12 protein-coding genes are annotated in these 22,843 nt (G+C 69.3%); 8 read left to right on the top strand and 4 right to left on the bottom strand.

Features of this window, described 5'->3' with window-relative positions; all coding sequences use genetic code 11:
• Positions 1–219: 219 nt before the first annotated feature.
• From IBX22_RS02060 to IBX22_RS02050, 3 genes are all read left to right on the top strand, one after another.
• On the top strand, positions 220–14,031 hold the full coding sequence (locus IBX22_RS02060; RefSeq protein ID WP_194813675.1) for a non-ribosomal peptide synthetase: 13,812 nt from the start codon (positions 220–222) through the stop codon (positions 14,029–14,031).
• A 173-nt stretch (positions 14,032–14,204) separates the two neighbouring features.
• A complete protein-coding gene (locus IBX22_RS02055; RefSeq protein ID WP_194813674.1) occupies positions 14,205–15,200 on the top strand; it encodes an ATP-binding cassette domain-containing protein in 996 nt (331 codons plus the stop codon).
• An 89-nt stretch (positions 15,201–15,289) separates the two neighbouring features.
• A complete protein-coding gene (locus tag IBX22_RS02050) occupies positions 15,290–16,078 on the top strand; it encodes an ABC transporter permease (RefSeq protein ID WP_194815518.1) in 789 nt (262 codons plus the stop codon).
• 60 nt (positions 16,079–16,138) lie between these two features.
• Here the strand turns inward: IBX22_RS02050 and IBX22_RS02045 are convergent, their stop codons facing one another.
• Complete coding sequence (locus IBX22_RS02045; protein ID WP_194813673.1) at positions 16,139–16,474, bottom strand: RNA polymerase-binding protein RbpA; 336 nt, start codon at positions 16,472–16,474, stop codon at positions 16,139–16,141.
• A gap of 168 nt (positions 16,475–16,642) precedes the next feature.
• Here IBX22_RS02045 and IBX22_RS02040 point away from each other — a divergent pair, with 168 nt between their 5' ends.
• The gene (locus IBX22_RS02040) at positions 16,643–16,969 is read left to right on the top strand and encodes a hypothetical protein (protein WP_194813672.1); all 327 of its coding nucleotides are present in this window, start codon (positions 16,643–16,645) and stop codon (positions 16,967–16,969) included.
• Here the strand turns inward: IBX22_RS02040 and IBX22_RS02035 are convergent.
• Together IBX22_RS02035 and IBX22_RS02030 are read right to left on the bottom strand one after the other, a co-directional pair.
• Positions 16,941–17,984: a hypothetical protein gene (locus tag IBX22_RS02035; protein ID WP_228538133.1), complete on the bottom strand. Its 1,044-nt coding sequence runs from the start codon at positions 17,982–17,984 to the stop codon at positions 16,941–16,943. The two genes, IBX22_RS02040 and IBX22_RS02035, sit on opposite strands and share 29 nt — an antisense overlap.
• Before the next feature lie 174 nt (positions 17,985–18,158).
• A complete protein-coding gene (locus tag IBX22_RS02030; RefSeq protein WP_194813671.1) occupies positions 18,159–18,878 on the bottom strand; it encodes a M23 family metallopeptidase in 720 nt (239 codons plus the stop codon).
• Positions 18,879–19,061: 183 nt separating this feature from the next.
• On the opposite strand from IBX22_RS02030, the gene IBX22_RS02025 reads away from it, so the two are divergent.
• A complete protein-coding gene (locus IBX22_RS02025; protein ID WP_194813670.1) occupies positions 19,062–19,379 on the top strand; it encodes a helix-turn-helix transcriptional regulator in 318 nt (105 codons plus the stop codon).
• Here the strand turns inward: IBX22_RS02025 and IBX22_RS02020 are convergent.
• Entirely contained in the window at positions 19,376–20,356 is a 981-nt protein-coding gene (locus IBX22_RS02020; RefSeq protein ID WP_194813669.1) for a glycosyltransferase family 9 protein, read from the bottom strand. The two genes, IBX22_RS02025 and IBX22_RS02020, sit on opposite strands and share 4 nt — an antisense overlap.
• Positions 20,357–20,531: 175 nt before the next feature.
• Between IBX22_RS02020 and IBX22_RS02015 the strand changes: the two genes are divergently transcribed.
• The 3 genes from IBX22_RS02015 (at position 20,532) to IBX22_RS02005 (ending at position 22,685) form a co-directional block, all read left to right on the top strand.
• Positions 20,532–20,945, top strand: a complete 414-nt coding sequence (locus tag IBX22_RS02015; RefSeq protein ID WP_194813668.1) for a VOC family protein — start codon at positions 20,532–20,534, stop codon at positions 20,943–20,945.
• Between the two features lie 75 nt (positions 20,946–21,020).
• Positions 21,021–21,743 (top strand): HdeD family acid-resistance protein, encoded by a 723-nt coding sequence (locus tag IBX22_RS02010; protein WP_194813667.1) that lies wholly within the window; start codon positions 21,021–21,023, stop codon positions 21,741–21,743.
• Positions 21,744–21,971: 228 nt separating this feature from the next.
• A complete protein-coding gene (locus IBX22_RS02005; RefSeq protein WP_194813666.1) occupies positions 21,972–22,685 on the top strand; it encodes a PAS and ANTAR domain-containing protein in 714 nt (237 codons plus the stop codon).
• The last annotated feature ends 158 nt before the right edge of the window (positions 22,686–22,843 follow it).

Below are 22,843 nucleotides of genomic sequence, written 5' to 3'. Positions count from 1 at the left end.
ACGCACTTCGATGTGAAACAAATCCACATCCGCGACCATCCGTTGGTCTTGATGCTCCGAATCATAGGTCGTGGATCACGTCCTACGGCTGGCGCGTGCGCGCGGGTCGTGGTGGTGCTCGGGGAGTTGCGTCAACTGCGCCCACCCGTCGCCCGACCACCACCCCGCCTGGGGTTGCACGGCGATGCGGTGATTGAACCGGCAGAACGGAGTGATTTGATGAGGTCATTGGCCACCGAACGCGTAGACCAATGCTCTTCTGGCGAATTCTCGGCACAACCTTTTCCGCTCACGCCCGCGCAGACGGCCCTGTGGTACGCGCAGCGGATTCATCCGGAGGTGCCGCTCACCATCGCCCAGTACGTCGAGATCCGTGGTGATCTGGACGTGGGCCGGCTGCTCTACGCGATCGAACGGTTCGGCTCCGAAACCGAGGTCGGCCATGTGCGCCTGATGGAGATCGACGGCATCCCGCATCAGATGATCGATATGGAACGCCGGCCCGGCTGGGCCCGCATCGACCTGCGTGGCGAAGCCGACCCGAGGGCCGCCGCGCTGCGCTGGATGGACGCACACTCCGCCTCGCCGATCGACCTGGAGCGGGATCCGTTGACCACCAACGCGATTCTGCGCGTCGGTGACGCCGACTACATCTGGTACGCCCGCGCCCATCACATCGTGATCGACGGCTACGGCGCCATGAACGCCCTCACCCGCACCGCGGAGATCTACTCCGCCCTGGAGAACCACACCGAGCCCGCCGTCTCCCGCGCCACCGCGCTGGCCGCCATCTACGCCGACGAACAGACCTACCGCGATTCCAGCCGCTTCCGCAACGACCGCGACTACTGGACCGAGCAGCTGGCGGGCGCCGGCTCCGCGATCACGCTGTCCAACGCCGCCGTCCCCGGCTCCGCCCCCGATGCCGGCCGCCGCACGGCCGCCGGGGAACTCGACGCCGCCACCGATACCGCGATGAACGCCGCCGTGGCGGCCTTCGGCACGCACAGCTCCACCCTGTTCGCCGCCGCGCTGGCCTGCTACGTGCGCTCGGTCACCGGCAATTCCGATGTGGTGCTGAGCCTTCCGGTGTCCGCGCGCACCACCGTCGCGCTGCGCCGCTCGGCGGGCGTGGTGTCGAACGTGGTGCCGATCCGCATCCGCTTCGGCGCCGAAACCACGGTCGCCGACGCGGTGCGCGCCGCCGAACTGCAGATCACCGGCGCGCTGCGGCATCAGCGCTACCGGCACGACGACATCCGCCGCGACTGCGGCTACTCCCGGGACGCGCGCGGGTTCTTCGGACCGATGGTCAACATCATGCTGTTCCACAACGAGCTGAAGTTCGGCAGCCTGCCCGGCTCGCTGCACGTGCTGTCCACCGGCCCGGTGGAGGACCTGTCGATCAATCTCTACAACGGCGACGGCGGGCGCATCCACGTCGACTTCGAAGCCAATCCGCGGCTCTACACCGACGCCGAGGTCGGCGCCCATCACGCCCGTTTCCTGGATTTCCTCGGCCGCTTCCTGGCCGCCGAACCCGCCACGCCCGCAACCACTCTCACCGCCATCACCGACGCCGAACGCGATCTGGTGCTCTACGACTGGAACGCCACGGAAGCGCCGGTCCAGCAGGGCACCCTGGCCGGGCTGTTCGCCATCCAGGCCGGCCTCTGCCCGGACAGCGTCGCGCTCGAATTCGGCGACGAGACACTGACCTACGGTGAATTCGACGACCGGGCCAACCGTCTGGCCCGGCTGCTCATTGCCCGCGGCGCGGGCCCGGACACCGTGGTCGGGCTGTGCCTGCGCCGCGGTATCGAACTCGTCGTCGGCATGTACGCGATCATCAAGGCGGGCGCGGCCTACCTGCCGCTGGACCCGGACCATCCGGCCGAGCGGATCGAAGAGATCGCCCGCCAGGCCCGGCCGGTCTGCGTGCTGACCGCGGCGCGCGACGCACTCACCCTGCCCGAAGGCGTGGCCACCCTGGCCCTCGACACCGTCGACCTGTCGGGCTTCGACGGTGCGCCGGTCACCGATGCCGACCGGCGGGCGCCGCTGCGCACCGACCATCTGGCCTACGTCATCTTCACCTCCGGATCCACCGGTAAGCCCAAGGGTGTCGGCGTATCGCACGCCGCGATCGTGAACCGGCTGCGCTGGATGCAGCACGCCTACCCGCTCGACGCCACCGACGCGGTGCTGCAGAAGACCCCCGCCACCTTCGACGTGTCGGTGTGGGAGTTCTTCTGGCCGTTGCAGATCGGCGCCCGGCTGGTCGTCGCCACGCCCGACGGGCACCGCGACCCGGTCTACCTGGCTCGGGTCATCGTCGAAAAAAACATCACCACAGCCCATTTCGTGCCGTCCATGCTGTCGGTATTCGTCACCGACACCGACGTCCGAGGCTGCACCACCCTGCGCCAGGTCTTCTGCAGCGGCGAGGCGCTGCCCGCCGCCACCGCGCACGAGTTCCGGGCCGCGCTGCCGCACGCCGAACTGCACAACCTGTACGGGCCCACCGAGGCCGCGGTCGACGTCACCTACTGGCCGTGCCCGGCCAACCCGGTGAACGTGCCGATCGGCAGCCCCGTGTGGAACACCCAGACCTACGTGCTGGACGCGGATCTGCAGCCGGTGCCGCCCGGCATCGTCGGCGAGCTGTACCTGGCGGGTGTGCAGCTGGCCCGCGGCTACCTCGGCCAGCCGCGCTTGACCGCCGACCGGTTCGTCGCCAACCCGTTCACCCCCGGCGCCCGCATGTATCGCACCGGTGACCTCGCCCGCTGGCAGGTCGACCCCGACCACGGCGCGCACCCGGCCGACGAATCCGCCGGTGTGCTGGATTACCTGGGCCGCACCGACTTCCAGGTGAAGATCCGCGGCCTGCGCATCGAACTGGGCGAGATCGAGTCCGCCCTGTTGGCCGATCCGGCCGTGGCGCGCGCCGTCTGCGTGGCCCGCACCGGGCGCGCGGGCGACGAGCTCATCGGCTATGTCGTCCCGACGCCCGGCCACACCATCGACACCACCGCGCTGCTCACCGCCCTGCGCCAAACCCTGCCGGGTTACATGGTGCCCGCCATGCTGGTGGCGCTCGATGAACTACCGCTCAATTCGAACGGGAAGATCGACCGCAAAGCCTTGCCCGCCGCCACCGCGGTGGCTCGCCCGCATCGCGTCAGCGCCGAACCGCGCACCGAGGTCGAACGCACCCTGGCCGCGATCTTCGCCGAGGTGCTCGACCTCGAACCGTCCGAGATCGGCACCGCCGACAACTTCTTCGACCTCGGCGGCAACTCCCTGGTCGCGGCGCGCGCGGTGGCCCGGATCAACGCCGCCCTCGGCGCCGGGCTCACCATCCGCGACCTGTTCGAGGCCGCGTCCATCGCCGCGCTCACCGTCCGCTTCGCCACCCACACACCCACCGAGACACCGAAACTCGTTGCCGGAGAACGCCCGGAACACATTCCGCTGTCGCTGGCCCAGCAGCGGCTGTGGATCCTGAACCGGTTCGCCGAGCACGCCGCCGCCTACAACATGTCGCTGGCGGTCCGCGTCGACGGCCCACTCGATGTGGCCGCGCTGCGGGCCGGTCTGATCGATGTCATCGAACGGCATGAGAGCCTGCGCAGCACCTTCCCGGAATCCGCGGAAGGCCCGTACCAGGTGGTGCATCCGGCCGCGGAGATCCCGCTGACGCTGGACCCGATCGAGGCCGCCGGCGCCGACGTCGCCGCGCTCGCCGGTGAATTCGCCGGGTACGGTTTCGATCTGCGCAGCCAGGCCCCGATCCGGGTGGCGCTGTGGTCCACCGGACCGGGCCAGCACGTGTTCCTGCTGGTGCTGCACCACATCTGCGGTGACGGCTGGTCGGTCGCGCCGTTGGCGCGGGACCTGATGTCGGCCGTGGCCGCCCGGGCCCAGGGCACCGCGCCCGCGTGGTCGCCGCTGCCCGTGCAGTACGCCGACTTCGCGCTGTGGCAGCGCGAGCTGCTCGGCGACGAATCCGACGAGACCAGTGCGCTGAGCCGCCAGCTCAGCTTCTGGCGCAACACCCTCGACGGGCTGCCCGATCAGCTGGATCTGCCGCTGGATCGCCCGCGCCCGCTGCGCCGCGGCACCGGCGGCGGCCGGGTGGAATTCACCATCTCCGCCGAAACCCGCCGGGCCGCAAGCGAACTCGCCGCCGCCCGGGGCGTCAGCATGTTCATGGTGCTGCACGCCGCGCTGGCGACGCTGCTGGCCCGGCTGTGCGGCAGCGGCGATATCGCGATCGGCACGCCCATCGCGGGCCGCTCCGATCCGGCGCTGGACGAGTTGGTCGGCATGTTCGTCAACACCTTGGTGCTGCGCACCGAGGTCGATCCCGCCGTGGGCTTCGGCGCGATGCTGGACCTGGTCCGGGAAACCGACCTGAACGCGTTCGCCAACGCCGACGTGCCGTTCGAGCGGCTCGTCGAGGTGGTCAATCCGGATCGTTCGGCCTCGCGGCATCCGCTGTTCCAGGTGATGCTGTCCTACGACCGCGCCCCCGAACTGCGCATCGAGCTGCCCGGCGTCGGCGGCGCCCCGGTGCGGGCCGAGATCCTGCCGCTGGACGCGGGGATCGCCAAGTTCGACCTGCAGCTGGAGGTGCACGACGGGCAGGCCGACGGCCCGCTCGCCGCCGAATTCGGTTACGCCACCGATGTTTTCGACGAGAGCACCGTGTCGGCGTTCGCTCGCCGGTTCGTCGCGGTGCTCGATGCCGTGGTCGCCGCGCCGGACGTCCCGGTCGGTGACATCGGGATCCTGGACCGTCGTGAAGCCGCGAACCTGGTGCCGATCGCGGGCTCGCCCGCCGAGCCCTCGGTCACCTTGCCCCGGATGCTCACCGAGATCGCCGAGCGCCTGCCAGACGCGGTCGCGGTGCGCTACGAGGGTCATGAGACCACCTATCGCGAGCTCGACGAACTCTCGAATCGCTTGGCGCGGGTGCTGATCGAGCACGGCGCCGGTCCGGAGGTCGTGGTCGCGATCGCGTTGCCGCGCAGCCTGGACTCGATCGCCGCGGTGTGGGCCGTCGCGAAAACCGGTGCGGCGTATGTGCCGATCGATCCGGGCTACCCGGCCGAGCGGATCGGGCACATGATCGCCGATTCGGGCGCCATGCTCGGGCTGACGATCCCCGAATGCCTGGCCGCCATGCCCGCGTGGCCGGCCGCGCAGGGCAAGCACCGCAAGCAGTCCGTGGACTGGCTGGTGCTCGGAACCGACGAGCTCGCCGCGGAATCCGCGCGGTACACCACCGATCCGATCACCGACGTGGAGCGGCATCATCCGCTGCGCGTCTCCCATCCCGCATATCTGATCTACACCTCCGGCTCCACCGGGAAGCCGAAGGCCGTGGTGGTCACCCACGCCGGTCTGGCCTCGCTGGCGCACGAGCAGATGCACCTGTTCGGTGTCACCGATGCGGCGCGGACCCTGCACTTCTCCTCGCCGAGCTTCGACGCCTCGGTGCTGGAGCTGCTGCTCGGTTTCGCGGCGGGCGCGACCATCGTGGTCGCCCCGGCCGGCCTGTACGGCGGCCGGGAGCTCGCGAGTCTGCTTCGGACGGAACGGATCACGCACGCGTTCATCACCCCGGCCGCCTTGGCGACGGTGCCCGACGAAGGCTTGGACCAGCTCGAGGCCGTCATCGTCGGCGGCGAGGCCTGCTCGGAGGAACTGGTCGCGGCCTGGTCGCGGCGGCACCGGATCCACAACATGTACGGGCCGTCCGAGGCCACCGTCGCCGCCACGGCTTCGGGGGCGATGCAGGCGGGACAGCCGGTGCCGCTGGGTCTTCCGGTGCGCGGTATGCGGTTGTTCGTGCTCGACGGCCGGCTGCACCCGGTGCCGCCGGGTACCGCGGGTGAGCTCTATCTGTCGGGGCCCGGCCTGGCGCGCGGCTACCTCGGCCGCCTGGGCTTGACGGCCCAGCGCTTCCCGGCCAACCCGCACGGCCGGCGCGGCGAACGCATGTACCGCACCGGCGATCTCGTCATCGCCGACCGCGCCGGGCTGCTGCGCTTCCTGGGCCGCGCCGACGATCAGATCAAGATCCGGGGCTTCCGGATCGAGCTCAGCGAGATCGATCATGTGCTGCGCGCGCATCCAGGCGTGCGCTTCGCGCTGACTGTCGTGCACACCGACGAGCACGGCCAGCCCCGCCTGGCCTCCTATGTCACCGCCGACGAGCCGGTCACCGGCGCGGAGGTCGCGGAGACCGCGCGGCAGCGGCTGCCCGGTTATATGGTGCCCGCCTCGGTCATCTTGCTCGACGAGGTGCCGGTCACCCAGTCCGGCAAGCTGGACCGAAAGGCCTTGCCGGAACCGGTGTTCGCCGCCGTGGGTTCGTCCCGGGCGCCGGGCAACGACACCGAGCAGCGCGTCGCGGAGGTGTTCGGGCAGATCCTCGGGCATCCCGTCAGCGGGGCCGAGGACAGCTTCTTCGACGTGGGCGGCAACTCGCTGCTGGCCACCCGCCTGGCCGCGGCACTGCACGCGGAATTCGGGGTGGACCTGCCGGTGCGGGCGATCTTCGAGACGCCCACCGTCGCGGGCGTGGCCGAGCAACTCGCGGAAGCGCCCCGGACGCAGCGGCTGGCGCTGGCTGTGCACACGCCGCGTCCGGGACGCATTCCATTGTCGCTGCCGCAGCAGCGACTGTGGTTCCTGAATCGATTCTCACCCGAATCCAGCGCCTACAACATCGCATTCGTCATACGGATCGACGGAGATTTGGATGTGGCGGCGCTGCGGGCCGCGCTCACCGATCTGGTGGAGCGGCACGAGGTGCTGCGCACCGTCTTCCCGGAGGACAGCCAGGGCGCGCACCAGCGCGTGCTGCCGACGGCCAAGGCGATGCCGGACGTCACGCCGATCGACACCAATCCGTCCGGCGCCGAGCAGTCGCTGCGGCAGATGGCGCGCCGCGGCTTCGACCTCACCACCGAGTTTCCGCTGCGAATCACCTTGCTGCGCAGCGATTCCGAGCGTTACCTGCTGGGCATCGCGCTGCATCACATCGCCGCCGACGGCTGGTCGCTGGGTCCGCTGACCCGCGACCTGGCCGCCGCCTACGTGGCCCGCCACGACGGCGAGGCGCCGGCCTGGCAGCCGCTTCCGGTGCAGTACGCGGACTTCGGGCTGTGGCAGCGCGCCGTGCTCGGCGCCGAAACCGACGAGGAGAGCCTCGCGGGCCGTCAACTCGCCTACTGGCGGAGCACGCTGGCCGGTATCCCCGAGGAACTGCCGCTGCCCTACGACCGTCCACGCCCCGCGACACCGAGCCACGAGGCCGGGACCGTCAAGTTCACGGTTCCGGACCCGGTGCAGCAGGCGCTGAACGAGCTGGCGCGCGAACAAGGCGTCAGCCTGTTCATGGTGTTGCGTTCGGCGCTGGCCGTGCTGCTGCGCTGCGTCACCGGCGGCCGCGACATCGTGATCGGCACCCCGGTCGCGGGCCGCACCGACGCCAAGCTCGACGAACTCGTCGGCATGTTCGTCAACACCCTGGTGCTGCGCTCCGACGTCGACCCGGACCGTCCGTTCGCCGCGCTGCTGCGCGCCGACCGCGACACCGAACTGGCCGCGATGGAGCACGCCGACATCCCGTTCGAGCGGATCGTGGAAGAGCTCGGCAAGGACGTGCGCTCCGTCGGCCGGCCGCCGCTGTTCCAGGTGGCGCTGACCGTCCAGGACGGCCCCGTGCCCACCCTGGAACTGCCGGACCTGGCATTGCGCGCCGAGGAACTCGATATCGCGCTGGCCAAGTTCGACCTGGAGCTGCGCGCCACCGCCGTCGCCTGCGACGGCCCCGGCCAGCCCGGTCAGGCCTTCGAATTCGTCTACGCCGCCGAACTTTTCGACAGCCAGACGATCGAGACCCTGGCCGACCGGCTGCTGCGCGTGCTCGCCGCGGTCACCGCCGACCCGCGGGTGCTGATCCGCGACATCGACGCCCGCACCGAAACCGAACGACGCCTGCTCACCCCGGCCACCGGGTCGCCGGCCAACCCGCCGTGCACCCTCGCGGCCTGCTTCACCGCCACCGCGCACATACATCCGGACCGGATGGCGCTCAGCTACCGGCCCGATCCGGACGCCGAGCCGATCACCCTCACCTACGCCGAAACCGACCGGGTCTCCAACCGTTTGGCGCGCGCCCTCATCGAGCGCGGCATCGGCCCCGGCGACCGGGTCGCGCTCGGCCTGACCCGGTCCATCGAATCGGTGGTCGCGGCGCTCGCCGTCACCAAATCCGGTGCGGCGTTCGTGCCGATCGATCCGAAGTACCCGGCCGACCGCGTCCGGCACATGCTCGCCGACTCCGGCTGCTGGACCGGTATCACCATGTCCGCGAACGCCGCCCGGCTGCGCGCGGCGGGCAGCCCGCACGACGGCGGCCGCGTCACCGAGTGGCTGCTGCTCGACGACGCGGGCCTGATCAGCGAACTGGCCGAGCACGACGACGTGCTGGTCGACGACTGGGAGCGCAACCGCACCACCCAGATCTTCGACCTCGCCTACGTGATCTACACCTCCGGCTCCACCGGAAAGCCCAAGGGCGTGGCCGTCACCCACGGCGGCCTGTCCAACCTCGCCGACGAACTGCGCGACCGTTTGCGCGTCGACCGGGACTCGCGCGCGTTCCACTTCTCCACGCCCAGTTTCGACGCCTCCATCTTCGACATGCTGCTGGCGTGGGGCTCCGGTGCGGGAATGGTCATCTGCCCGCCCGATATCTACGGCGGCGACGAACTCGCCGCATTGATGGAACGCGAGCGCGTCACCCACACCTTCCTGACCCCGGCCGCGCTGGCCACCATCGACCGCGACCGCTGGTCGCTGCCCGATCTGCAGGCGATCTGCCTCGGCGGTGAGGCGCTCGACCCGAATCTGATGGCCCGCTGGGCGACGGGACGGTCGCTGTTCAACGGATACGGCCCGACCGAGACCACCGTGGTCATCACCGTGGCCGGGCCGTTGAGCCCGAGCGAGCCGGTCACCATCGGCATCCCGGTGCGCGGCGCCCGCGCGCTGGTGCTCGACGAGCGGATGCGTCCGGTGCCCGTCGGTGTGCCCGGCGACCTGTACCTGGGCGGATTCGGTGTGGCGCGTGGCTATTTCGATCGCCCGGGCCTCACCGCGAACCGGTTCGTCGCCGACCCGCACGGCCCGTTCGGGTCGCGGATGTACCGCACCGGTGACGTGGTGCGCTGGAACAACCTGGGCGAGCTCGTCTACCTGGGCCGCAGCGACCATCAGGTGAAGGTGCGCGGCTTCCGCATCGAGCTCGGCGAGATCACTAGCGCGCTGGCCGGGCATCCGAGTGTGCGGTACGCGCACACCGAGGTGCGCCGCATCGCGGACATGGACCGGATCGTCTCGTTCGTGCAGCCCGCCGACGCGCGGGGCATCGACACCGAAGCGGTGCGCGTCCATATCGCCAATCAGCTGCCGGCGCATATGGTTCCGGCGGCGATCACGGTGTTGCAGGAACTCCCGCTGACCCCGGTCGGCAAGCTCGACACCGCCGCGCTGCCCGAGCCGCAGTTCGCCGCGGCGTCGGTGGCCCGGGCCCCGGAAACCGAGACCGAGAAGCTGGTCGCCCGCGTGATGGGCGAGCTGCTCGGCGCGGACACCGTCTCCGCCGACGACAGCTTCTTCGACGTCGGCGGAAACTCGCTGCTGGCAACACAATTGGTGGCTCGGCTGGCCGCGGCCAGCAATGTCCGGCTCGCGGTGCGCAGTGTGTTCGCCGCGCCGACCGTCGCCGAACTCGCCGCGCTGCTCGACGCGCGACCGGGGGAGGACCAGGCGCGTCCGCAGCTGGTGCGCCGGGAACGCCCGGACCGGATTCCGCTGTCGGCGGCGCAACGCCGGCTGTGGTTCCTGAACCGGTTCAACGAAGTCGACCCGGCCGCAACGGATTCCGCCAACTCCGACGGTGCCTACAACATCCCGGTGGTGCTCCGGATGACGGGCGCGCTCGACGTGGACGCGCTGGTGCGCGCCCTGCACGAGGTGCAGCGCCGGCACGAAACGCTGCGCACCGTGTTCCCGGAGTTCGACGGTATCCCGGAGCAGCGGGTGCTCGACCCCGCCGAGGCGGCGGTCACTCTGTTCGTGGCCACCGTGACGCGCAATGAGGTCGCCGAGGCGGTACGGAGTTTCGCCGCACCGGGATTCGACCTGGCCGACCAGGTGCCGCTGCGCGCCGCCTTGATCACCGTCTCCGAGCGGCCCGACCCGGACGGCGTGCTGCCGCCCGCCGCGTCCACCGAGAACGTGCTCGTCCTGGTGGTGCACCACATCGCCATGGACGGCTGGTCGCTGGAACCGCTCGCCGCCGACGTCGCCCTGGCCTATCGGGCGGCTTGCACAGGCGGGGCATTCGGCTGGCCCGAACCGGAGGTGCAGTACGCGGATTACACACTGTGGCAACGGGATACGCTCGGCACCGAGAACGATCCGCAGTCGGTGGCGAGCCGCCAGCTCGCCTACTGGCGGGATCGGCTCGACGGCATCCCGGAACTGCTCAGCGTGCCCGCCGACCGGCCCCGCCCACCGGTGCCGTCCTACCGCGGCGGCCTGGTGGAATGCCCGATCGACGCCTTCACCCACCGGGAACTGCACGCCATCGCCGGCGGCAACAACGCCAGCATGTTCATGGTGCTGCACACCGCGCTCGCGGTCCTGCTGCACCGGATGACCGGCACCGGCGACATCACCGTCGGCACCCCGATCGCCGGCCGCGGCCACCCCGCGCTGGACCGGATGATCGGCATGTTCGTCAACACCTTGGTGCTGCGCGCCCAGGTCGACCCGGAGGCCGGTTTCACCGACCTGCTGCACCGGGTGCGCGACGCCGACCTGGACGCTTTCGCGCACGCCGACGTGCCCTTCGAGCGGCTCGTCGAGGTGCTCAACCCGGCCCGCTCGCAGGCGCATCATCCGCTGTTCCAGGTGATGATCTCGGTGCAGAACCATCCGGTGCGCGTGCTGGAGCTGCCCGGGCTGCGCATCGACGCCGAGGACGTCGACGCCGGTATCGCCAAGTTCGACCTGCAGTTCACGCTGACCGAAACCCACACGGAGACACGGGAACCCGCCGGCATCACGCTGTCGGTCAACTACGCGAGCGATCTGTTCGACGAGCAGACCGCGCTGCGCCTGGGCAAGCGCCTGACCCGGTTGCTCGCCGCGATCGCCGCCAACCCGACCGCCCCGGTCGGCGACCTGGAGATCCTGGACCAGGCCGAATGGGCCGGGCTTGCCCAGGTGCGCGGCGCGGAACCGGACCGCCCGATCACCTTCCCGGAGGTGTTCGCCAGGGCAGTCGCGGTCGACCGGACCGCGATCGCGCTGCGGGCGGCCGAGACCCAGGTGACCTACGACGCGCTCGACCGCTGGACCAACCGACTGGCACGCGTCCTCATCGAGCGTGGCATCGGACCGGAAACCCTGGTGGCCCTGGGAATCCCGCGTTCGGTGGAATCGGTGGCCTCGATGCTCGCGGTGGCCAAGGCGGGCGCGGCGTTCGTGCCGGTCGACCCGCTGTACCCGCCGCAGCGCATCGGGCACATGCTCACCGATTCCGGTGCGCGCATGGGCGTCACGCTCGCCGAGTACCACGACCAGCTGCACATCGCCTGCCGGGAGACCCGGTGGTTCACGCTGGACAACCCGGCCTTCCGGGCCGAGGTGCTCGCGGCCTCGGACGAGCCGATCACCGCGGCCGAGCGCAATACCGCGCTGCGCGTGGACAATCCGGCCTACGTCATCTACACCTCCGGATCCACCGGCACACCCAAGGGCGTGGTCGTCACCCACGGTGGCCTGTCCAACTTCGCCAACGAGACCGCGCAGCGTTTCGGCGTCGAACCCGGCTGCCGGGTCCTGCATTTCGCGACGCCGAGCTTCGACGCCGCCATGCTCGACCTGCTGCTGTCCCTCGGCGGCGCGGCGACCTTGGTGATCACCCCGCCCGGTGTGGTCGGCGGCGCCGACCTGCGCGAGGTGTTCATCGAGGAGCGGATCACGCACGCCTTCATCACCACCTCCGCGCTCGGCACGGTCGACCCGACCGGTGTCACCGAGCTGGCGCACGTGCTGGTCGGCGGCGAGGCGCTGCCACCGGACCTGGTCACCCGCTGGGGTCCGGGCCGCAACCTCTACAACGTGTACGGGCCGACCGAGACCACCATCGTCACGGTCATCTCGGCACCGATGCAGCCGGGTGCGCCGATCACCATCGGTGGTCCGATTCGCGGTGTCGGCGCGACGATCCTCGACGGTCGTTTGCACCCGGCGCCGGTCGGCGTCACCGGGGAGCTGCACCTGGCCGGCAACGCGCTGGCCCGCGGCTACCTGAACCGGCCCGGGCTCACCGCGCAGCGGTTCATCGCGAACCCATACGGCAAACCCGGCGAACGCATGTACCGCACGGGCGACCTGGTGCGCTGGTTCGGCCGCGGCACCGCGTCGTCCATGGCGCCCCCGCCGAGACCGTCGGTGTCCGTGCGTGGTGCGCGCCCCGCCGACCCGGCCCCGGTCGCACCGCGCGAGATCGAGTACGTCGGCCGCACCGACCATCAGGTCAAGATTCGCGGTTTCCGGATCGAACTCGGCGAGATCGACGCCGCCCTGGCCAAGCATCCGGACGTGGAGTTCTCCACCACGATCGGGCACCGCACGCAGGCCGGCGTCACCGCGCTGGTCTCGTATGTGAAGCCGTGCAACGGTTCCGGGCCCGGCGTGCCGGAGCTGTTGCAGCACGTGTCCGGGCTGGTGCCGAATTACATGGTCCCGCAATCGATCATGCTGATCGACGAGGTACCGCTGAGCCCGGTCGGGAAGCTGGACCGCAAGGCGCTGCCGGAACCGGTGTTCACCGCGGCCGTCGGCTACCGGGCGCCCGCCACTCCGATGGAGTCGGCGCTGTGCGCGGCCTTCGCGAGCGTGCTGGGCGTGGAAACCGTGGGCGCCGACGACGGGTTCTTCGAACTCGGCGGCAACTCGCTGCTGGCGACGAAAGTCGTTGCGCAGCTGCGCGGTACCGGTATCGACATGCCGGTGCAGCTGATGTTCGGCGAAGCCACCCCGGCGGCCATCGCCACCCGGCTCGAAACATCGGGTGGTGCGGGCGCGGCGATGGCGGCGGCGCTGGCTCCGGTGCTCCCGATCCGGCCGGTAACCGCGGCTTCCGGTCCGGCGCCGCTGTTCTGTGTGCATCCCGCGATCGGGCTGGCCTGGTGCTACTCGGGCCTGCTCGCGCACCTCTCGCCGGACCGCCCGGTGTACGGTCTGCAAGCCCCGCATGTAGCGGGCCAGGACGGGTTCGACTCGATCGCGCGGGCCGCGGAACACTATGTGGCCCAAATCAAGTCGATTCAGCCGTCCGGGCCGTACCATCTGCTCGGCTGGTCGCTGGGCGGGTTGATCGCGCACGAGATCGCGGTGCAGTTGCAGGAGGCGGGGGAGCAGGTCGCACTGCTGTCGATGATGGACAGCTACCGGCTCTCCGACGAATGGCTGGAACACGCCATTCCGAGCGTCGCCGAGATCATCGAGGAATTCGGCAGCGACATGCTGGGAGACACCGCGGCGGAACTGGATCCGGGGATGAACCTGCGCGACGCGGCCGAACTGCTGCGCTCGCGGCCGGGCCCGTTCGCGGCGCTCACCGTCGACCACCTGGAACGCCTGTACGCGGGCTACACCAACGGCACGGTCCTCGCCCACGGGTTCCGGCCGCGCACCTTCGACGGCGACCTGGTGTTCTTCACCGCGGCCGCCGACGAGATCAACCGCGCCGACCCGGGCCGCTGCGCCGCGGTCTGGGAACCGTTCGTCACCGGTGCGATCCACGATCACCGGTTGCCGTGCCGGCACTCGGCGATGACGACCCCGGAATCGCTCGCCTCGATCGGCCCGGTGCTGCACCGGCATCTCGAAACCACGTCACGTCGCACCGACCAGAAGGAGACCGTCTAAATGAGTGAGGGCAGCGGCGGGACCGCAGACGCACCAGCACATAGCGCGGTGCATTCGGGCAGCACTGAGAATGCAACGGAGACAACCCCTTACAGCTCGCACGACTTGAGCACGCTGCTGGCCGCGAAGATCCGGCAGAGCAGGCTCACGCCGCGCCTGCGAGGGGGCGTCTCATGAGTTTGGCCGTGGAAGTGCTCGGATTGGTGAAGAGCTACGGGAAGATCCGGGTGCTCGACAACATCGATCTGCAGATCCCGGCGGGCACCGTGATGGGGCTGCTCGGGCCCAACGGCGCGGGCAAGACCACCACCGTCCGGATCGTCACCACGCTGTTGCGGCCGGACGCCGGATCGGTGCGGGTGGCGGGGGTGGACGTGCTGCGCGACCCGGCGGGCGCGCGCCGCCGCATCGGCCTGTCCGGGCAGTACGCCGCGGTCGACGCGAACCTGTCCGGTTACGAGAACCTGCGCATGGTGGCTCGCCTCTACGGCATGTCACCGCGCCAGTCCTCCGCGCGAGCCGAGGAACTGCTGAACGCGCTCGGCCTGGACCACGCCGCGCACCGTCGCGCGGGCACCTACTCCGGCGGCATGGCCCGCCGGCTCGACCTGGCCGGCGCGCTGGTCGCCCGGCCCGCGGTGGTCGTGCTCGACGAACCCACCACCGGCCTGGATCCCCGTGGGCGCCTGGACATGTGGCGGGTGATCGGCGACCTCGTCGACGACGGCACCACCGTGCTGCTCACCACCCAGTACCTCGAGGAAGCCGATCTGCTGGCCGATCGCATCACCGTCATCGACCGCGGGCGGGTGATCGCCCGCGGCTCGGCCGACGAACTCAAGACCGCGATCGGCGGCGACCGGCTCACCGTCACCGTGGCCGCCGGTCAGGAGATCAAGCCTGCGCTGCGGGTGCTGGCTCAGGTCGGCGTCGGCGAACCCACCCACGAACCGGGCACCGACGAGGCGTCCGTGGTGGTCGGCGACGGCACCCGGACCATGGTCGAGGCGCTGCGCCGGCTGGACGACGCCGGTGTCTGCGTGCTCGACGCGAGTGTGCACCGACCCAGCCTGGACGACGTATTCCTGTCCCTGACCGGCACGGTCGCCCAGACCGAGACCGAGTCGGAGAACGAAACCGATGAGGTAGAAGAGGAGATCATGTCGTGACCGCCGGTGCAGTGCTCCGAAAAGAGGACGCGGAGACCGCGCCCACGCCCCCGAAATCGGCGATGACGCCGGAGATCGCCAACCCGCCGATGCGGGTTTTCCGGGACAGCGCGATCGTCGCGTACCGGAACCTGTTGACGATCCTGCGCGTGCCGACACTGCTGGTGACCGCGACCATCCAGCCGCTGATGTTCGTGTTCCTGTTCGCCTACATCTTCGGCGCCTCGCTGGGCGGCAGCCAGTACCGGGAGTTCCTGCTCGCCGGAATCTTCACCCAGACAGTCGCTTTCAACGCGGCGTTCACCACGGTGGGACTGGCGGGCGATCTGCACAAGGGCATCATCGACCGGATGCGCACGCTGCCGATGTCGCGGATGGCGGTGCTGATGGGCCGCACGCTCTCGGATCTGGTGGTCAATGTCCTCAGCCTGGCCGTCATGGTGGGTTGCGGTTATGTGGTGGGCTGGCGGATCAACGGCGGTATCGCCGACGCCGTGCTGGCCTTCGGCATCATCCTGCTGTTCGCCTTCGCCATGTCCTGGGTCGGCGCGCTGACCGGCCTGCTGTCACCGACGGTCGAGGTGGCGCAGAGCGCGGGCCTGATCTGGTTGTTCCCGCTCAGCTTCATCTCCTCGGCCTTCATCTCCGCCGAGACCCTGCCCGGCCCGCTGCGCACCGTCGCCGAGTGGAACCCGATCACGGCGGTCGCCGCAGCCGGCCGCCAGCTCTTCGACAACGGCGCACCACCCAGTTTCGCCCCGGCCACCGGGTGGGCCGCCGAGCACTGCGTCGAATACGCGATCGGCTGTTCGCTGGCCATCCTGCTCGTCGCCGCACCCCTCGCGCTGCTGCGCTACCGCAAGGTCGCCAGCCACTAGCGAGGTGAATACGCGAAAGGCCGCTTCCCCCAAGGGAAGCGGCCTTTTACGTTGTTGGTACTACGCCCGGCGACGGGTCTTGAGCAGGTCGAGGCGCTCCTTGAGCAGCTCCTCGAGCTCTTCCTTGCTGCGGCGTTCCAGCAGCATGTCCCAGTGCGTGCGCGGCGGCTTGACCTTCTTGGTCTCCTGGGTGGTGCCCTCCATGAGGGTGCCCTCCTGGCCGTTACGGCACAGCCAGGTCGGCGGGATCTCGGCATCGTCGGCGAACGGGACGTCGAACTCTTCACCGTTGTCGGTGCGATACCGGGCGATCCGACGCGGAGCCAGGTCGTGGTCGCGGTCGGTCTCGTAGCTCACCGCTCCGAGCCGACTGCCCCGGAGTACGCGATCTGCCATGGTGTGCCTCTCCCTGTGTGCTCGAGTCTCGTTGAACCATTCAGTACAACGACCAGCCTGTGTCGTTAAGTTCCCGGCACGGCTGCGGCGACGGTGAACCTAAGCATTGTAGTTGTTGGCGTGTCGTGGTTTTCCCACGCCTCACCCGAGGCGTTACTGTTCTGCCTCATGTCGCGCCGCTTGCTGTCGTCTTGCCTGTGGTGTGGGCGGGAGATCGTGGATTCGGAAGCCGGGCGCCGTCGCCGGTATTGCCGTCAATCCTGTCGTCAACGCGCCTACGAACACCGCAACAGTTTGAAGGGAACCGGGATTCCCGGCGACTCGGTGGTGCTCAGCGCGCAGGAGGCCGCGGACCTGGCCGACCGCTGGTTCGCCGCCCGCTGCGCGGCCGAGGATGTGGCGACCGCGATCAGCGAGGGCGCGGGCGCCGAGGAGCTGGCGATGCTGAGCAAGACCCTGGTCGAACTCACCCGAGACGCCGAGCGCCTGCGGTAGCTCGCCGGTACACCGTCAACCCGAGCAGGCCCGTGCCCGCGAGGATGCCGCCGAAGCAGGCCAGGGTGATGGCGTCCGGGTGGACCAGCGATTGGGCGCGCATCGCCTGGAAGAACGTCAGCGCGAACACTCCGGTGTAGCCCACGGCCAGCACGCCGATCAGGGCGGCGCGGGTGCGTTCGGCACGCAGCCAGGCGTACCGCGGCGCCAACCAGGCCAGCACGATCACCGCGAGCAGCAGCACCTGGATGCCGTGCAGCCCGAGGAAGTGGGGGATACGCAGGTCGCCGCCGCTGGTGCTCCAGCCGATGACCGGCAGGCCCGCGACGTCCCGCGCCGCCTCGGTGCGTGTCGTCTCGTCGAGCACCGTGTGCCCGGCCACGAGCTCCACGCTCTTGCCGTCGGCATCGAGCACCCGCTGCGTGCCGGTGAAGCCCATCAGATACGCCTGCGCCATCCCGAGTACCGCCAGCGCGAGCCCGGCGTGGATCGCCCGCGTGGTCGGCCGGTCCACCAGCTTCTGCCACGAAAGAATCAGCACGATAACCAGATTCGCGAGGAACAGGCCCGGCACGCCGGACATGAACACCTTCTGGCCGATCGCGTTGACGGTGTCGGTCTCGAGGTTGTTGAAGTGGCTGTAGGTGCCGCGCGCGGCCTGCACGGCGATGAACCCGACGTCGGCGAACCCGGTGACCGCGAAGGTCGTGCCCAGCCACCAGGTGGCCCGGGATCCCTTGTGCGGCAACGCCAGCAGCCACGCCAGCGTGAGGCCGTAGAGCGCGAAAGCGAACCCGAACTTCAGCGGTTTCACCCACACCGATTCGCCGAGCAGCGTCCGGTCGTCGAAGACGATCCCGCCGATCGAGCACGCCACCAGCGCGGTCATCGCGACCACCATGGACAGCAGCGGGCGATGCAGCGGGCCGCTGATCCGGGGCAGGTCCGGCGCGGGCCTGCGGTGCCGGGCGCGGCTGGAATCCGGTGCTGCCGAGGGCATCTCGATCGTGGCCATGCATTGAAATTAGAAATCGGAGGCACTGCCGCACCTCCCGCTGCAGCGCCATTCGCACGTAATACCGGGGTGCTAGCCCGCCCCTGGAACGCCGAACGCCCCGCGAACGGCGATGTTCGCGGGGCAGTCGGGCTTGCGCAGGTCCCTCATCGACCGGCGCACGCGGGGTGTGGCTTATTCGCCGCCGAGGCTCTCGATGGCCACGCCACGCCCGCCGAGCCAGGGCGCGGGGTCGATCGGGCCGAACTCGGGGTGGTGCACTTCGTAATGCAGGTGCGGTCCGGTGGACTGGCCGCGGTTGCCGACGGTGGCGATGATGTCGCCCGCGTGGACCTGCTGGCCGACCTGCGCGAGGATCTCGTTGACGTGCCCGTAGACGCCGACGGTGCCGTCGTCCTGCTGCACGCGGACCCACATGCCGAAGCCGGAGGCGGGGCCGGCCTCGATGACGACGCCGTCGGTGACCGCGGCGATCGGGGCGCCGAGCGCATCACCGAAGTCGATGCCGTTGTGCATGGCACCCCAGCGGCTACCGTAGTTGGAGGTCAGTGCGCCCGCGACGGGGCGGACGGTGCGCGGCCGAGTTTCGATGGCCGGCTTGTGCGGCTCCCACGGCAGCGTGCCGGGCGTGAGGCCGGGGATCTGCGGGATCTCGGGGAGGGTGAACGCGACGGCCTGGGCGGACTGCTGCGGCTGCACCTCGGTGCTGAGGTCAATGGTCTTGCCGGCGTCCAGTCGGCCGGTGTCGGCCATGTGCTGATCGGCGCCGGCCAGGACTGCGAGGGAGGCAGTGACAACCGCTGACACGGTGGCCACTTTCGTGGCGGTGGCGCGGCGGCGGGCAGACGTAGTACCGCCGGACCGCCGCGAAGATAACGGATCGGTTACGGGCATGACTTGAACGTACGGGAGGGTTATCGGGCTCCCGTAATCATGTGGCAACCGTCACAGACGGCTAAAAGCCCTGTTCGAAGATCACGAAGGGGTAACGAACAATCCGATATTCGGAAACGACCTGGGAAAACATACCCCTTCCCCGAATTCGCCAAAAGTATGCCAAACGATCACACTACTTAAGTGCCGACTAAAGGAGTGCGGGCGCTGGTGGCGCTCGCCGACCCCACCAGGCGAGCCATCTTCGAGGCTCTGCCGCAGGCCCCGCGCGCCGTCGGGGACCTGGCGGCGTTGATGGGAATCAGCAGCTCAGCGGTATCGCAGCACCTGAAGGTGCTGCGTGATGCCCGGCTCGTGATGGTGCGCCCCGACGGTAATCGCAGGCTCTACTCCCTGGATCCGCGCGGTCTCGCCGACGCCCGTGACTACCTGGAACAGTTCTGGCCCAGCGCCCTGGCCGCCTACTCGGCGGCCTTGAGCGAGGCCGAAGGCCAGACCTAACCGACCCGGCGATAGGGGGCGCGGCGCCGTTCGGTGCCGGGCCAGTGCCGCTGGCTGAGTTGCTTGTCGACGGCGGCGATCACCTCGGTGACGCCGATCCGGAGCAGTCCGGCGTCGGGGGTGTCGGCATCCGGGTCACCGATCTGCCCGGCCCACAGCACCACGTGCCGGCCGAGTAGGTGCGGCGGCGGTCCGCCCCAGCGCGGCGGCGTCGGCCCGAACAGCTGCACCGTGCGGGTGCCGAACGCGGTCGCCAGATGGGCGGCGCCGGTGTCGCCGCACACCACCAGCGCGGCCTCGGCGACGGTGGCAGCGAATTCCAGCAGGCTCTGATCGCCCGCGAGCACCCGGCTGGTCGGCAGCCCGGCCCGCGCGGCCACGCTCAGCGCGATGTCCCGCTCGGACTCGTCACCTGTCAATACCACTTCCCGGCCGAGCACCAGGAGATGCCGGACCACGGCGGCGAATCGGTCGGGGGGCCAGCGCCGTGCCTTCTTGCCCGCCCCGACATGCACGACGACGCTGTCGCGATGGCTGGTCGTGGACACCGGCGGCACCAGGCCCAGGTTGCGGCGGTCGGCGGTGATCCCGTCCGACTCCAGCAGCCGGCACCAGCGCTCCACCGGATGCATATCGGTCTGCCACACCGGGCCTTCCAGATCGGGGAAGGCGGGATTGCGGTAGCTCAGGATCCGGCCCGCGTCGGTTTTCGTCAGTTCCACGATGCTTTCGGTGCTCGGCCAGTGCAGATTCACCGCGAGCTGCGGCGCCGGCTCGTCCCAGCGCAGCGCGCCCAGCTCCAGCGTCGGCGCGATCGCATCGACGGCGGCGGTGAGGTCGATGATGGGTTTGAGACGATGCGGAGCGGCTAAAACAATATGGTCGCGTGGCTTGGCCCGGCGCAGCGCACGAAGCGCCGGGACTGTGGTGAGCAGATCACCCAGCCCGCGTGCCTGCAGCACGAGTACTACCGCCACCCTCTTCTCCTAGCCACCCGATAGACGCACCGAACCCGACCCTTCACAGAGCCACTTCGAGATGACTTCCCCAGGGGCCCAGGCGATAAACCCCCGGGTAGGTATGCGTTATCCATCGCACACCTGCGCCGGGCGCAGTAACCTGCAGATGGCGCCTACGGCAAGGAGTGTCCCCATGGTCTCCAAGCTCAACCCGTACCTCGGCTTCAGCGATACCGCCCGCACCGCCCTCGAGTTCTATCGCGAGGTTTTCGGCGGCGAGCTCAGCATGAATACCTTCGGCGAATTCGGCGACCAGGCCGCCGGCGGCGCGGAGCTGATCATGCACGGCCGGCTGGAGACGCCCAGCGGCTTCACATTGATGGCCGCCGACACCCCGCCCGGCATGGACTACAAACCGGGCAGCAGCATTTCGGTCAGTCTCAGTGGCGACGATGCCGAGGAGCTGCGTGGCTACTGGGAGAAGCTGATCGCGGGCGGCACCGTCACCGTGCCGCTGGAGAAGCAGATGTGGGGCGACGAATTCGGCATGTGCCAGGACAAGTTCGGTGTCGACTGGATGGTCAATATCGGAGCGTCGACTCCGTAGTGCGTTCGACGCACCTCCGGCGCGTTGACTGGCAAATATTCAGCGAACTATGCTCGTGCGGCCTAACATCGCGTCATGACGACTCCAAACAATCCGATCGAGGGGCCTCTGCAGACGCTCGCGCGCGGGGCCTGGCAAACAATTCTGCTGATGGGCGTCATGTCGGTGGCGCTCGGCGTGCTCGTCCTGGCCTGGCCGGGGCAGACCGCCTTGGTGGCCGGGGTGATCTTCGGCGTCTATCTCTTGATCAGCGGTGTCCTGCAACTGATCGCGGCATTCGGCGCACCGGCCCGTGCCGGTCTGCGGGTGCTCGCGTTCGTCAGCGGTGTGCTGTCGATCATCATCGGGCTCTTCTGTTTCCGTGACGAACTCACCGCCGTGTGGCTGCTCGGCCTGTGGATCGGTATCGGCTGGCTGTTCCGCGGTATCAGCTCGCTGATGACCGCGGTCTCCGAACCGCGACTACCGGGCCGGGGCTGGATGGGCTTCTTCGGCGTACTCACCGCGATCGCCGGCATCGTGCTGATCATCTGGCCGTTCGAGTCGGCGGTCACCCTGGCCTGGGTGGCGGGTATCTGGCTGGTGGTGCTGGGCATCATGGAGATCATCACCGCGTTCCGGGTCCGCTCCGACGCCCGGCGCCTGCAGGTCGCCTCCGATTACCGGCCCGCGCAGCACCGCACGGGCGAATACCGTCCCGGCACCTACGACGCCACGATCTACCGGTCCGGCGACAACGAGCCCGCGACGTCCCGCACCCAGGGAACCCGCGATCCAGAAACCCACGACACCATGTAGTAGACGGCCGCGGATCCGCAGCTGGGGGTCGTCGGAAACAATCCCCTCTTCCGTATACAGGCCCCGGCGCATCTGCGCCGGGGCCTGTTAGCGCCCATAATCTCTGGATATCTCTAATAGCGCGGATCGGGTTCGAAGCCAGCCCTTCCGGTTTCGGGATCCCGTCTCTGTCCAGGCTTCGAGGCCGCAACGGTGCCAAGCCGTTTCATCGAAGGAGTAGACGCGCCAATGGATAAGGCGAGGACGACCCACGACAGTGCGTCGAGCAGCAATCAGGCCGCGGACCTTGCGAGCAGTGACCGGCATGTGCTGCTCGATACCGGCGGGCCCAAGGTCGGCACTTTCCGATTCTGGTTCGGCACCCGGCGCTGGGAATGGTCACCCGAAATCTATCTGATGCACGGGTACACCCCCGGCGAGGTCGAACCCACCAGCGACCTGCTGCTCACACACAAACATCCCGAGGACGACATCGACGTCACCGAGGCGATCACTCGCGCACTGAGCCGAGGCGAACCGTTCGCTGACCGATATCGCTTCCTCGACACCGCCGGCACCGAGCATCAGGTGATGCTGGTCTCGGACAGTGTCCTCGACCACGCCGGCGTCGTAGTGGGCACGACCGGTTACTACCTGGATCTGGGCCAAACCATCGCCAACGCCGAACGCGACGCCCTCGACGCGGTGATACCCGACGTCATCGAGTCCCGCGCGGCGATCGAGCAGGCCAAGGGTGCGCTGATGCTCATCTACTCCATCAGCGCCGAGCAAGCCTTCAAGGTCCTGATCTGGAGATCGCAGGAGACCAACACCAAACTGCGTGACATCGCCGAAGCGTTGATCGCCGCCGTGCCGAGAATCCCGCCGATGCAGGCAAGTTCGATCACCGCTTTCGACCACCTGCTGCTCAATATCCACCAATCGCCACCCCCGCAGCGCTGATCAGAGCCGCCGCGCGTACTTGCTTTGGGTTAGCAATCGGTGGTGTGGGCATACCACCGATGCCGGTTGGGGTTAAAGAAGCAGCCCCTTCCGGTGCGCTACGGAGGTCACGGTTTGGTCTCGGAGCGAGGCGGGTACTCGGTAGTCAAGATCCGCTG

Origin of the sequence: Nocardia sp. XZ_19_385 (assembly GCF_015355755.1) — a bacterium.
Taxonomy (GTDB): Bacteria; Actinomycetota; Actinomycetes; order Mycobacteriales; family Mycobacteriaceae; genus Nocardia.
This window is presented reverse-complemented; position numbering and strand designations above follow the sequence as displayed.